At 66.4% G+C, this 12,635-nt stretch carries 12 protein-coding genes; 10 read left to right on the top strand and 2 right to left on the bottom strand.

Translation table 11 applies throughout. From position 1 onward, the window contains the following. The first annotated feature begins 3 nt into the window (after positions 1 to 3). The 10 genes from nuoL (at position 4) to bpln_RS13520 (ending at position 10,043) form a co-directional block, all read left to right on the top strand. Complete coding sequence (gene nuoL, locus bpln_RS13565) at positions 4 to 2,052, top strand: NADH-quinone oxidoreductase subunit L (protein WP_055139057.1); 2,049 nt, start codon at positions 4 to 6, stop codon at positions 2,050 to 2,052. A gap of 20 nt (positions 2,053 to 2,072) precedes the next feature. Then, positions 2,073 to 3,566, top strand: a complete 1,494-nt coding sequence (locus tag bpln_RS13560) for an NADH-quinone oxidoreductase subunit M (protein ID WP_042625593.1) — start codon at positions 2,073 to 2,075, stop codon at positions 3,564 to 3,566. A gap of 39 nt (positions 3,567 to 3,605) precedes the next feature. Continuing rightward, complete coding sequence (gene nuoN / locus bpln_RS13555; protein WP_042625592.1) at positions 3,606 to 5,063, top strand: NADH-quinone oxidoreductase subunit NuoN; 1,458 nt, start codon at positions 3,606 to 3,608, stop codon at positions 5,061 to 5,063. Next, positions 5,063 to 5,365 carry a DUF2818 family protein gene (locus bpln_RS13550; RefSeq protein ID WP_055139056.1) on the top strand — a complete coding sequence of 101 codons (303 nt, stop codon included), beginning with the start codon at positions 5,063 to 5,065 and terminating at the stop codon, positions 5,363 to 5,365. The genes nuoN and bpln_RS13550 overlap by 1 nt, the downstream gene beginning before the upstream one ends. Positions 5,366 to 5,401: 36 nt before the next feature. Continuing rightward, on the top strand, positions 5,402 to 5,992 hold the full coding sequence (locus tag bpln_RS13545) for an NUDIX domain-containing protein (RefSeq protein ID WP_055139055.1): 591 nt from the start codon (positions 5,402 to 5,404) through the stop codon (positions 5,990 to 5,992). A 212-nt stretch (positions 5,993 to 6,204) separates the two neighbouring features. Continuing rightward, a complete protein-coding gene (locus bpln_RS13540) occupies positions 6,205 to 6,639 on the top strand; it encodes a DUF1178 family protein (protein ID WP_042625589.1) in 435 nt (144 codons plus the stop codon). 64 nt (positions 6,640 to 6,703) lie between these two features. Further along, complete coding sequence (locus tag bpln_RS13535) at positions 6,704 to 7,900, top strand: acyl-CoA dehydrogenase family protein (protein ID WP_055139532.1); 1,197 nt, start codon at positions 6,704 to 6,706, stop codon at positions 7,898 to 7,900. Between the two features lie 10 nt (positions 7,901 to 7,910). Then, positions 7,911 to 9,044: an acyl-CoA dehydrogenase family protein gene (locus bpln_RS13530; protein WP_055139054.1), complete on the top strand. Its 1,134-nt coding sequence runs from the start codon at positions 7,911 to 7,913 to the stop codon at positions 9,042 to 9,044. A gap of 49 nt (positions 9,045 to 9,093) precedes the next feature. Next, a complete protein-coding gene (locus bpln_RS13525; protein ID WP_042625587.1) occupies positions 9,094 to 9,552 on the top strand; it encodes a MaoC family dehydratase in 459 nt (152 codons plus the stop codon). Then, positions 9,549 to 10,043 (top strand): MaoC family dehydratase, encoded by a 495-nt coding sequence (locus bpln_RS13520; protein ID WP_055139053.1) that lies wholly within the window; start codon positions 9,549 to 9,551, stop codon positions 10,041 to 10,043. The genes bpln_RS13525 and bpln_RS13520 overlap by 4 nt, the downstream gene beginning before the upstream one ends. Before the next feature lie 71 nt (positions 10,044 to 10,114). On the opposite strand, the gene bpln_RS13515 is transcribed toward bpln_RS13520, so the two are convergent. Further along, entirely contained in the window at positions 10,115 to 11,350 is a 1,236-nt protein-coding gene (locus bpln_RS13515; RefSeq protein ID WP_055139052.1) for an acyl-CoA dehydrogenase family protein, read from the bottom strand. A 152-nt stretch (positions 11,351 to 11,502) separates the two neighbouring features. Further along, a complete protein-coding gene (locus bpln_RS13510) occupies positions 11,503 to 12,612 on the bottom strand; it encodes a phosphotransferase (protein ID WP_055139051.1) in 1,110 nt (369 codons plus the stop codon). Between the last annotated feature and the right edge of the window lie 23 nt (positions 12,613 to 12,635).

The following is a 12,635-nucleotide window of genomic DNA, read 5'->3' as shown; positions in this document are numbered from 1 at the left end:
GCTATGTCGACCACACTCAATGAAAATCTGCTGCTGGCGATTGCGCTCGCGCCGCTCGCCGGCTCGATCATCGCCGGCCTGTTCGGCAACACGGTCGGGCGCAAGGGCGCGCACCGCGTGGCGATCCTCGGCGTGACGATCTCGTTCGTCCTGTCGGTGATGGTGTTCCTGCAGGTGCTGGACGGGGCGAGCTTCAACGCGACCGTCTATGAATGGATGCACGTCGGGCCGCTCAAGCTCGAAGTCGGCTTCCTCGTCGATTCGCTGACGGCGATGATGATGATCGTCGTGACCTTCGTGTCGCTGATGGTCCACATCTACACGATCGGCTACATGCAGGAAGAGGACGGCTATCAGCGCTTCTTCTCCTACATCTCGCTGTTCACGTTCTCGATGCTGATGCTCGTGATGAGCAACAACTTCCTGCAGCTGTTCTTCGGCTGGGAAGCAGTCGGCCTCGTGTCCTACCTGCTGATCGGCTTCTACTTCACGCGGGAAAGCGCGATCTACGCGAACATGAAGGCGTTCATCGTCAACCGCGTCGGCGACTTCGGCTTCCTGCTCGGCATCGGCCTGTTGCTTGCCTACGCCGGCTCGATGAACTACGGCGAAGTGTTCGCCAAGAGCAGCGCGCTCGCCGCGATGCACTTCCCGGGCACCAACTGGGGCCTGCTGACGGTGGCCTGCATCTGCCTGTTCATTGGCGCGATGGGCAAGTCGGCGCAATTCCCGCTGCATGTCTGGCTGCCCGATTCGATGGAAGGCCCGACGCCGATCTCGGCGCTGATCCACGCGGCCACTATGGTGACGGCCGGCGTGTTCATGGTCACGCGCATGTCGCCCCTCTTCGAGCTGTCCGATACCGCGCTGTCGTTCATCACCGTGATTGGCGCGATCACGGCGCTGTTCATGGGCTTCCTCGGCGTGATCCAGAACGACATCAAGCGCGTGGTCGCGTACTCCACGCTTTCGCAGCTCGGCTACATGACGGTCGCGCTCGGCGTGTCGGCCTATCCGGTCGCCGTGTTCCACCTGATGACGCACGCGTTCTTCAAGGCGCTGCTGTTCCTCGCGGCAGGCTCGGTGATCATCGGCATGCACCACGACCAGGACATCCGCAACATGGGCGGCCTGCGCAAGTACATGCCGATCACCTGGATCACTTCGCTGATCGGTTCGCTCGCGCTGATCGGCACGCCGTTCTTCTCGGGTTTCTATTCGAAGGATTCGATCATCGATGCGGTGAAACTGTCGCATCTGCCGGGCTCCGGTTTCGCGTATTTTTCTGTGGTCGCCAGTGTCTTCGTGACCGCCCTCTATTCGTTCCGCATGTATTTCCTCGTGTTCCATGGTGAAGAGCGCTTCCGCAAGCCGAAGCATCCCGATTCGCCGATGGGCAAGGCCGCCGCGCAAGGGCACGACGCGCACGGCCATCACGATGGCCACCATGTCCACGAACCGCATGAAACCACGTGGGTTGTCTGGGTGCCGCTCGTGTTGCTCGCGATTCCGTCGGTGGTGATCGGCGCGTTCGCGGTCGGCCCGATGCTGTTCGGCGATTTCTTCCAGCACGGCGTCGCGTTCGACAAGGTGATCTTCATCGGCCAGAACCACCCGGCGGTTGCCGAGATGGCCGATGAATTCCACGGCTGGGCCGCGATGGGCCTGCAGTCGGTGACGGGCCTGCCGGTCTGGCTCGCACTGGCGGGTGTCGTCGTTGCCTGGTTCCTGTATCTGAAGCGCCCGGACCTGTCGACGGCGATTCGTCGCGCGGCCGGCCCGATCTATACGCTGCTCGATAACAAATACTACATGGACAAGATCAACGAGGTCGTGTTCGCCAGGGGTTCGGTTGCAGTCGGCCGGGGCCTGTGGAAAGAGGGCGACGTCGTCGTGATCGATGGGCTCGTCAACGGGAGCGCGCGGTTCGTCAGCTGGTTCGCCGGCGTGATCCGCTTCCTGCAGTCGGGCTACATCTATCACTACGCGTTCGCGATGATCATTGGCATGTTGGGTCTCCTTACCCTGTTTGTTACGCTCGGCGGCAAATAAGAAAGGAGAGGAACCCACTCATGCCCGCATTTCCGATTCTCAGTACCGCCATCTGGCTTCCAATCGTGTTCGGCCTCGTGATTCTGGCCATCGGCACGGACCGGAAGCCCGGCGTGATCCGTTGGGTCGCGCTGCTCGGTTCGCTGCTCGGGTTTGCTGTCACGATTCCGCTCGTCACCGGTTTCGATCCGAGCACCGCGGCTCTCCAGTTCCAGGAGAACGTGAGCTGGATCGAACGGTTCAATGTTTCGTATCACCTCGGCGTCGACGGGATCTCGATGTGGTTCGTCGTGCTGACGGCGCTGATCACTGTCATCGTCGTCGTCGCCGCATGGGAAGTCATCACCGAGAACGTCTCGCAGTATCTGGCGGCGTTCCTGATCCTGTCCGGCATCATGATCGGGGTGTTCTCGGCGGCCGACGGCCTGCTGTTTTACGTGTTCTTCGAGGCCACGCTGATTCCGATGTACATCATCATCGGCGTCTGGGGCGGCCCGAACCGCGTCTACGCGGCGTTCAAGTTCTTCCTCTACACGCTGGCCGGCTCGCTGCTGATGCTGGTCGCGCTGATCTACCTGTACCGCGAGACGCACACGTTCGACCTGGCCGCATGGCAGAGCGCGAAGCTCGCGATGACGCCGCAGTTGTTGCTGTTCGCCGCGTTCTTCCTCGCGTTCGCGGTGAAGGTGCCGATGTGGCCCGTCCACACCTGGCTGCCCGACGCGCACGTCGAGGCGCCCACCGGCGGCTCGGTGGTGCTGGCTGCGATCATGCTGAAGCTCGGCGCCTACGGCTTCCTGCGCTTCTCGCTGCCGGTCACGCCCGACGCCTCGCATTACCTCGCGCCGGTGGTGATCGCGCTGTCGCTTGTCGCCGTCATCTACATCGGCCTCGTGGCGATGGTGCAGACCGACATGAAGAAGCTGGTCGCGTATTCATCGATCGCGCACATGGGTTTCGTCACGCTCGGCTTTTTCATCTTCAGCCAGCTGGGCGTCGAGGGCGCGATCGTGCAGATGATTTCGCACGGTTTCGTCTCCGGGGCGATGTTCCTTTGTATCGGCGTGTTGTACGATCGCCTCCATACGCGCAATATCGCCGAGTACGGCGGGGTCGTGAATGTCATGCCGAAGTTCGCGACGTTCGCGTTGCTGTTCGCGATGGCGAACTGCGGGCTGCCCGGCACCTCCGGGTTCGTCGGCGAGTTCATGGTGATCCTCGCGTCCGTGAAGTTCAATTTCTGGATCGCGTTCGGCGCGGGCTTCACGCTGATTCTCGGCGCGGGCTACACGCTGTGGATGTACAAACGCGTCTATTTCGGCAAGGTGGTCAACGAGAAGGTAACGCGGCTGAAGGACATCGGCGCTCGTGAATTCTCGATGCTCGCCGTGCTGGCCGCGTTCACGCTGCTGATGGGCCTGTATCCGAAGCCCTTCACCGACGTGATGCACGTTTCCGTAGAAAACCTCCTCTCTCACGTTGCGCAATCCAAGCTGCCGCTGTCCCCGCAGTAAGTGTGGGCGGAGGAAACCAAGACCATGCAAAACGCACCTATGAATGCCTTGTTGCCCGACGCGCTCGTGATGTTCGCCATCATCGTGGCGTGGCTGAACGACACCCTGGCCGGTGAATCCGGCCGTCGTCTCACGTTCCTGATCGCGGTCGTCTCGTCGATCGCCGCCGGCGTGTGGTTTGCGGTCCAGGCCTTCGATCCGCACCAGTACTACTTCTTCTCGCGCATGATCGTGGTCGATTCGTTCGCGAGCGTGATGAAGTCGGTGGTCTCGTTCGGCTACGGCGTCTCGCTGATCTACTCGCGCCGCTACCTCGCCGATCGCGACCTGTTCCGCGGCGACGTGTTCCTGCTCGGGATGTTCTCGCTGCTCGGCCAGCTCGTGATGATCTCGGGCAACAACTTCCTGACGCTGTATCTCGGCCTCGAGCTGATGTCGCTGTCGCTGTATGCGCTGATCGCGCTGCGCCGCGACGGCGCGCAATCGAGCGAAGCGGCAATGAAGTACTACGTGCTCGGCGCGCTGGCCTCCGGCTTCGTGCTGTATGGCATCTCGATGCTGTACGGCGCGTCCGGCTCGCTCGAACTGCACGACGTGCTGAACGCGATCGCCTCGGGCCGCATCAACGACGCGGTGCTGCTGTTCGGCGTGATCTTCGTGGTGGCCGGCGTGGCGTTCAAGCTCGGCGCGGTGCCGTTCCACATGTGGGTGCCCGACGTCTACCAGGGCGCGCCGACGGCGATGTCGCTGTTCACGGGCGGCGGCCCGAAGGTGGCCGCGTTCGCCTGGGGCCTGCGCTTCCTCGTGATGGGCCTGCTGCCGCTCGCGGCCGACTGGCAGCAGATGCTGGTGATCCTCGCGGCGTTGTCGCTGATCGTCGGCAACATCACCGGTATCGTCCAGCGTAACGTCAAGCGGATGCTGGCCTACTCGGCGATCTCGAACATGGGCTTCGTGCTGCTGGGCCTGCTGTCGGGCGTCGTGAAGGGCAGCCCGACTTTCGCGGCCACCGCCTACAGCTCGGCGATGTTCTACTCGATCGTCTACCTGATCACCACGCTCGGCGCGTTCGGTATCGTGATGCTGCTCGCACGCCGCGATTTCGAGGCTGAAACGCTCGACGACTTCAAGGGCCTCAACAAGCGCAGCCCGGTGTTCGCGTTCGTGATGATGGTGATGATGTTCTCGCTGGCCGGCATTCCGCCGACGGTCGGGTTCTACGCGAAGCTCGCGGTGCTCGAGGCCACCATCAACGCCGGCCTGACGTGGCTCGCGATCCTCGGTGTCATCTCCTCGTTGTTCGGCGCGTTCTATTATCTGCGTATCGTGAAGCTGATGTACTTCGATGCGCCGCAGGACAGCAACCCGATCATGAGCGACTCGCTGAACCGCGGCGTGCTGCTGCTCAACGGCGCCGCCGTGGTAGTGCTCGGCGTGGCGCCCAGCAGGCTGATCGAAATCTGCCTGCAGGCGATCACCCACACGCTGCCGCTCTGATGTCCGCGGCCGGCTGGTTCATCGTGCTGCTGGCGCTCGCGGGCGCCAACCTGCCGTTTGTGAATCAACGCCTGTTCGCGTGCCTGCCGGCCCGTGCCGGCGCGGCGCGCAAGAGCGCGTGGCTGCGGATCGGCGAAATGATCGTGCTGTATTTCGCGGTCGGCGTGCTCGGCTTCTGGCTCGAATCGCGCGCCGGCAACCGCTTCGAACAGGGCTGGCAGTTCTACGCGATCACCTTCAGTCTGTTCGTGGTGTTCGCGTTCCCGGGCTTCACGTTTCAGTATCTCGTCAAACGACGCTGACGGTCCCGGCCGTCGCGTCCAACCCTGGAGCCGACGATGGCCGAATTACCGAATCACGACGCACAGCTGGCCGAAGTCTGCGTCGAAAGCGAATCCATTCTCGACGGCCACTTTCTCAAGGTGACGCGCGACACCGTGCGGCTGCCCGACGGCAAGCACGCGGTGCGCGAATACATTCGCCATCCCGGCGCGGTGATGGTGATCCCGCTGTTCGACGACGGCCGCGTGCTGATGGAAAACCAGTTCCGCTATCCGATCGGCAAGGTGATGGCCGAATATCCGGCCGGCAAGCTTGATCCGCAGGAAGGACCGCTCGCCTGCGCGATCCGCGAACTGCGCGAGGAAACCGGCTACACCGCGCGCGAGTACATCTATCTGACGCGGATCCACCCGATCATTTCGTACTCCACCGAATTCATCGACATCTATCTGGCGAAGGGGCTCGTGGCCGGCGAACGCCAGCTCGACGAGGGCGAATTCCTCGAAACCTTCACGGCCACGCTGCCGGATCTGCTTGAATGGATCCGCACCGGCCAGATCACCGACGTGAAGACGATCATCGGCACGATGTGGCTCGAAAAAGTGCTGGCCGGCACCTGGCCGCTCGGCGCGGCCGAGCGGGGCTGAGCACAGCCCGCCGCGAGCGCGGCCGCCGGCGCCGCCTCGCTTCGCGTCTTTCCTGCCTTCTCCCGGTTTTTGGCCCGCTCCGGCGGGGAATCCGCCGCGCGCTACAATCTCGCGGACCCGGGCCGCTGCCCGGACGGTCTCGATCGTGATTTAGCACGACCGTTCTTAAATCTTCTATTTGGGCGTACACTCGCAAGACGCCCCGAGTCCGCATGAAGGTCCTCGATTTACAGTGCTCGCACGGCCATCGCTTCGAAGGCTGGTTCGCGTCCGCCGACGAATTCGAATCGCAGCTTGCCCGCAAGCTCGTCGAATGCCCGGTCTGCGCGGCCACCGAGATCAGCCGGATGCCGTCGGCGCCGCGCCTGAACCTGTCCGGCGCGGCGCAGGCCAGGCCGCCGGCCGGCCAGGCCGATCCGCGCCAGCTGCAGGCGCAGTTGATGCGTGCGCTGCGCGAGGTGCTGGACAAGACGGAGAACGTGGGCGAGCGCTTCGCCGAGGAAGCGCGACGCATCCATTACGACGAAGCGCCCGCACGCAGCATCCGCGGCGTGACTTCGCCCGAGGATGCGCGCGCCCTCGCCGAGGAAGGCATCGACGTGATGCCGCTGCCGCTGCCGGCCGCCCTGAAAGAGCCACTGCAATGATCGAATCCTGATCGGCGCGTGTCTCCCGGACGGCCGTCGCGGCCCGTGGCCAGGAGACATGCGCATGGATCTGGATTATTCCCCCGCCGACGACGCGTTCCGCGCCGACATCCGGGCGTGGCTCGAGGCTAACCTGCCTCGTTCGCTGCGCGACAAGGTTCTCAACCACAAGCGTCTCGACCGCGACGACTATCTCGGCTGGCATCGCACGCTCGCCGCGCGCGGCTGGTCCGCGCCGGGCTGGCCAGTCGAATACGGGGGCCCGGGCTGGGACGCGACGCGCCGCTACATCTGGGACGAGGAATGCGCACGCGCCGGCACGCCGCCGCCGCTGACGTTCGGCGTCTCGATGGTGGGCCCGGTGCTGATCAAATACGGCAACGAGGCGCAGCGGCGCCACTGGCTGCCGCGCATCCTCGACGGCACCGACTGGTGGTGCCAGGGCTATTCCGAACCGGGTTCGGGCTCCGATCTCGCCTCGCTGCGCACGCGCGCCGAACGGCGCGGCGATCACTACGTCGTGAACGGCCAGAAGACCTGGACCACGCTCGGCCAGCACGCCGACATGATGTTCTGCCTGGTGCGCACCGATCCCGCCGCGAAGAAGCAGGAGGGCATCTCGTTCCTGCTGATCGACATGACCTCGCCCGGCGTCACGGTCCGGCCGATCATCACGCTCGATGAGGAACACGAAGTCAACGAGGTGTTTTTCGAGGACGTGAAGGTGCCGGCGGAGAATCTCGTCGGCGAGGAGCACCGCGGCTGGACCTACGCGAAATACCTGCTCGGCCACGAACGCACCAGCATCGCGCGCGTCGGCAACTCGAAGCGCGAGCTGAGGTTCCTGAAGCGCCTCGCGGCCGGCCAGCGCCGGCGCGGCCGCCCGCTGCTCGAAGACCCGGTGTTCGCCGCGCGCGTGGCCTCGCTCGAGATCGACCTGATGGCGCTCGAAGTGACCGCGCTGCGCGTGATCGGCCAGGAGGGCCGCGGGCGCGGCCCCGGCCCCGAGGCGTCGATGCTGAAGATCAAGGGCTCCGAGATTCAGCAGGCGCTGTCCGAGCTGATGGTCGAGGCGATCGGGCCGCTCGCCGCGCCGTTCGATCCCGTGTTCCTTGACGGCGAACGCGAGCATGCGAGCGCCGGCAGCGACGACGCGGCGCCGCTCGCCGCCCAGTACTTCAACTTCCGCAAGATGTCGATCTACGGCGGCTCGAACGAAATCCAGAAGAACATCATCGCGCAGATGATTCTCGGCCTCTGAGGAGCGACGCATGGACTTCACTTTCAGCGAAGAGCAACAGCAGTTCGCCGACGCGCTGCGTCGTTACCTGGGCGAGCGTTACGGGTTCGACGCACGGCAGGCGATCGTCGGCTCCGCGGCTGGCGTCTCGGCCGGGCAGTGGCGCGCGTTCGCCGAGCTGGGCCTGACCGCGCTGCCGGTGCCCGAGGCGTTCGGCGGCCTCGGCGGCGGCGCGGTCGAGATGCTGGTCGCCATGCAGGCGCTCGGCGCCGCGCTGGTGGTCGAGCCGTACTGGGCGACGGCGGTCGGCATCGAGGCCCTGCGGATCGCCGCGAGCGATTGCGCCGCCGACGCCGCGCTGCTCGAACGCGCGGCCGCCGGCGACGCCGTGCTGGCCGTCGCGTTCGACGAACCGGGCGCGCGCTATGAGCTGGCCGCGATCGACACGCGCGCCGAGCCCGACGGCGACGGCTTCCGGCTTGACGGCACCAAGGCGGTAGTCCGCCACGGCGCGCAGGCGCACGCGTGGATCGTGCCGGCAAGGCAGCCCGACGGCGCGATCGCGCTGTTCGTCGTCGAGCGCGGCGCGGCCGGCGCCACCGCCGACGACTATCGGACCATCGACGGCCAGCGCGCGGCCACGCTGCGCTTCGCGGCCACGCCGGCGCGCCGGATCGTGGGCGGCGAACAGGGCGCCGTCGCGCTGGAGCGGATCGCCGACTACGGCATCGTGCTGCTGTGCGCCGAGGCGCTCGGCGCGCTCGACGCGCTGAATCGCGCCACGCTCGACTACACGAAGACGCGCGAGCAGTTCGGCGCGCCGATCGCGCGCTTCCAGGTGCTGCAGCATCGCATGGTCGACATGCTGATCCATACCGAGCAGGCCCGCTCGCTGACCTATCTGGCCGCGGTGCGCTACGCGGACGACGATGCCGACGTCCGGCGGCGCGCCGTGTCGGCCGCGAAGGCGCGCATCGGCCAGGCCGCGCGCTTCGTCGGCCAGCAGGCGATCCAGTTGCACGGCGGCATGGGCATGACGCAGGAAGTCGCGGCCGCGCATTTGTTCAAGCGCCTCGCGATCATCGAGACGACGCTCGGCGACGTCGATCATCACCTCGCCCGGTTTGCCGCCCTGCCGTCCTTTTTCGAATACGATGCGGTCTGAGGTGCCCATTTCGTCAAAACCCAACAGGATTCCAACAGGAGAGAGAAGCATGACGATCGGTTACGAAGATCTGGAGGTCGGCGCACTGACCGAGATCGGCAAGCACACGTTCACGCCGGAGGACATCGTCGAGTTCGCGCAGCGCTATGATCCGCAACCGTTCCATCTCGACGAGGCGGGCGGCAAGGCCTCGCCGTTCGGCGGCCTGGTGGCGAGCGGCTGGCATACCTGTTCGGTGTTCATGGGCATGCTGGTGCGCAACGTGCTGAGCGACTCGACCAGCATGGGCTCGCCCGGCATCGACGAGATCCGCTGGCTGAAGCCGGTGCGCGCCGGCGCGACCATCACGATGTTCCAGAACATCGTCGACAAGCGGCTGTCCGCGAGCCGCCCCGATCGCGGCATCGTGACGACCGAGTGGATCGGCAAGAACGAGGACGGCGACACCGTGATCACGGTGAAATCGAAGGTGATCTTCGGGCTGCGCAATCCGCAGGCGAACGCATGAACGGGGATGCCGCGGGCGAGCGCGCCGGGCGGCCGCGCATCGCGTCGGTGCGGGCCCTGCGCGATCTGGTCGGCGCCGACGGTTTCGCGAGCCGCTGGATCACGATCGAGCAGGCGCGCGTGGACCGCTTCGCCGACGCGACCGACGACCACCAGTGGATCCACGTCGATCCCGAGCGGGCCGCGCGCGAGTCGCCGTTCGGCGCGCCGATCGCGCACGGCTTCCTGACGCTGTCGCTGATCCCGTCGCTGATGGTCGACGCGATCGAGTTCGAGCAAAAGATGGGCGTCAACTACGGGCTGAACCGCGTGCGCTTCCTGCGGCCGGTGCCGGTCGGCGCGAAGGTGCGCGGTCTGTTCTCGGTGAAGACCGCCACCGACGGCAAGCAGGGCGGCCTGCAATGCTCGTGGTCGGTCGCGGTGCAGGTCGATTCGACCGGCGAGCCGGCGCTGGCCTGCGCGGCCGAGTTCATCACGCTGCATCTGTTCTGACGGGCGGCGGGGCGATGGCCCCGCCATGCCTTGTCTTCCACTGGTTTCCTGATTTGCCGGCTCGTGTGCCCTCAGCCGGTCCGGCCAGCCGCCGCCGCGTGGCGCGCCAGTTCGAGCTTGGCGATCGCGTTGCGATGCACCTCGTCCGGCCCGTCGGCGAAACGCAGCGTGCGGGCCGAGGCATAGGCGTAGGCGAGCGGGAAATCGTCGCTGACGCCGCCGCCGCCATGCGCCTGGATCGCCCAGTCGATCACCTGGCAGGCCATGTTCGGCGCCACCACCTTGATCATCGCGATCTCGCCGCGCGCGCCCTTGTTGCCGACCTTGTCCATCGTGTAGGCGGCCTTCAGCGTGAGCAGCCGCGCCTGGTCGATCAGGCAGCGCGCCTCGGCGATGCGCTCCTGCGTTACCGTCTGCTCGGCGATCGGTTTGCCGAACGCGACGCGCTGCAGCGCGCGCCGGCACATCAGTTCGAGCGCGCGCTCGGCGAGCCCGATCAGACGCATGCAGTGGTGGATCCGGCCCGGCCCGAGCCGGCCCTGCGCGATCTCGAAGCCGCGGCCCTCGCCGAGCAGCAGGTTCGCGGCCGGCACGCGGACCTTGTCGAGCATGATCTCCATGTGACCGTGCGGCGCGTCGTCGTAGCCGAACACGCTGAGCGGACGCCGGACCGTGACGCCGGGCGCGTCCGACGGCACCAGGATCATCGACTGCTGCGCGTGGCGCGGTGCCTCCGGATCGGTCTTGCCCATCACGATGTAAAGCTTGCAGCGCGGGTCGCCCGCGCCCGACGACCACCATTTGTGGCCGTTGATCAGGTACTCGTCGCCGTCGCGTTCGATCCGGGTGCGGATGTTGGTCGCGTCCGAGGAGGCCACCTCGGGCTCGGTCATCAGGAACGCCGAGCGGATCGTGCCGTCGAGCAGCGGTTCGAGCCAGGTCCGCTTCTGCTCGTCGTCGCCATAGCGTTCGAGCGTTTCCATGTTGCCGGTGTCGGGCGCGCTGCAGTTGAACACCTCGGGCGCCCACGGCACGCGCCCCATGATTTCGCAGAGCGGCGCGTAGTCGAGATTGGAGAGGCCCGCGCCGCGGTCGGAGGCCGGCAGGAACAGGTTCCAGAGGCCGGCGGCGCGGGCTTCGCGCTTGAGCGTCTCGAGCAGGCCGACGGGGCGCCACGCGTTGCCGTCGCGGCGGTTGCGCGCGATCTCGTCGTGGAAGGCGCGCTCGTTCGGGTAGATGTGCTCGTCGAAGAACGCGAGCAGCCGTTCGCGCATCACGTCGACCCTCGGGGAGTAATCGAAATCCATCGCAACCTCGCTGGAAGTGAATCGTTGATCGAAAGCGGAGCGGCGGGCGGATCGCCGGGATGGCGTGAGGCAGCCGCGCGGGCCGGGATGGCGAGCCCCGTGGTGGCCGGAGCGTAGATTCGCCGGCCGCCGGATCGCCGGCCGCCGGATCGTCAGGCCACGCGCAGCGCGTAGCGCCACGCGAGTTCGGCCATCGGGCGCGCCTGCCGGCCGGCATCGAGCGCGCGCGCGCTCGACGCGGTGCCGTCGGCCACGCGCTTCATGATGCCCTGCAGGATCGCCGCGATCCGGAACATGTTGTAGGCGAGATAGAAGTGCCAGTCGCCCTCGATCGCGAAGCCCGTGCGTTCGCGATAGCGCGCGATGTAGCTCGCCTCGTCGGGAATCCCGAGCGCGGCCCAGTCGAGGCCGGCCACGCCGCGAAAGCGCCCCGGCTCGACGTGCCAGGTCATGCAGTGATACGAGAAATCGGCGAGCGGATCGCCGAGCGTCGACAACTCCCAGTCGAGCACGGCCAGCACGCGCGGCGCGTCGGGCGCGAAGATCAGGTTGTCGAGGCGGAAGTCGCCATGCACGATCGACGTGCGTTCGTGGCCTGTGTCGCCGGGCGGCAGGTGTTGCGGCAGCCACTCGATCAGCCGGTGCATCGCGTCGATCGGCTCGGTCTCCGAGGCCAGATACTGCTTGCTCCAGCGTCCGATCTGGCGTGCGAAATAGCTGCCGGGCTTGCCGTAGTCGGCAAGGCCGAGCGCCTGCGGATCGAGCGTATGCAACGCGGCGATCACGCGATTCATCTCGTCGTAGTGCGCGGCGCGCTCGGCGCGCGTCATGCCGGGCAGCGACGGGTCCCAGAGTACGCGTCCCTCCACGCAGCTCATCACGTAGAACGCGCGGCCGATCACGGTCTCGTCCTCGCAGAGCGCGAGCATGCGCGGCACCGGCACCGCGGTGCCGTCGAGCGCGGCCATCACGCGGTATTCGCGCTCGATCGCGTGCGCGGACGGCAGCAGCTTCGCCGCCGGTGCCGGCTTCGCGCGCAGCACGTAGTGCCGTGCCGGCGTGACGAGCTTGAAGGTCGGATTGGACTGGCCGCCGCGGAACTGCTCGATCGAGAGCGGCCCGGCATAACCGTCGACGTGGCCGGTGAGCCAGGCGTCGAGCGCGGGCACGTCGATGCGCTGCGCGGCGCTCACGGGCGCGGTGCCCTCGAACGCGGTGGTGTCGATCGGGTTAGCTGCCGATTGCTGCGGCGCTTGCGTCATCGTTGCCTCCGGTTGCGCGCGGG

This window comes from Burkholderia plantarii, assembly GCF_001411805.1.
GTDB lineage: Bacteria > Pseudomonadota > Gammaproteobacteria > Burkholderiales > Burkholderiaceae > Burkholderia > Burkholderia plantarii.
This window is presented reverse-complemented; position numbering and strand designations above follow the sequence as displayed.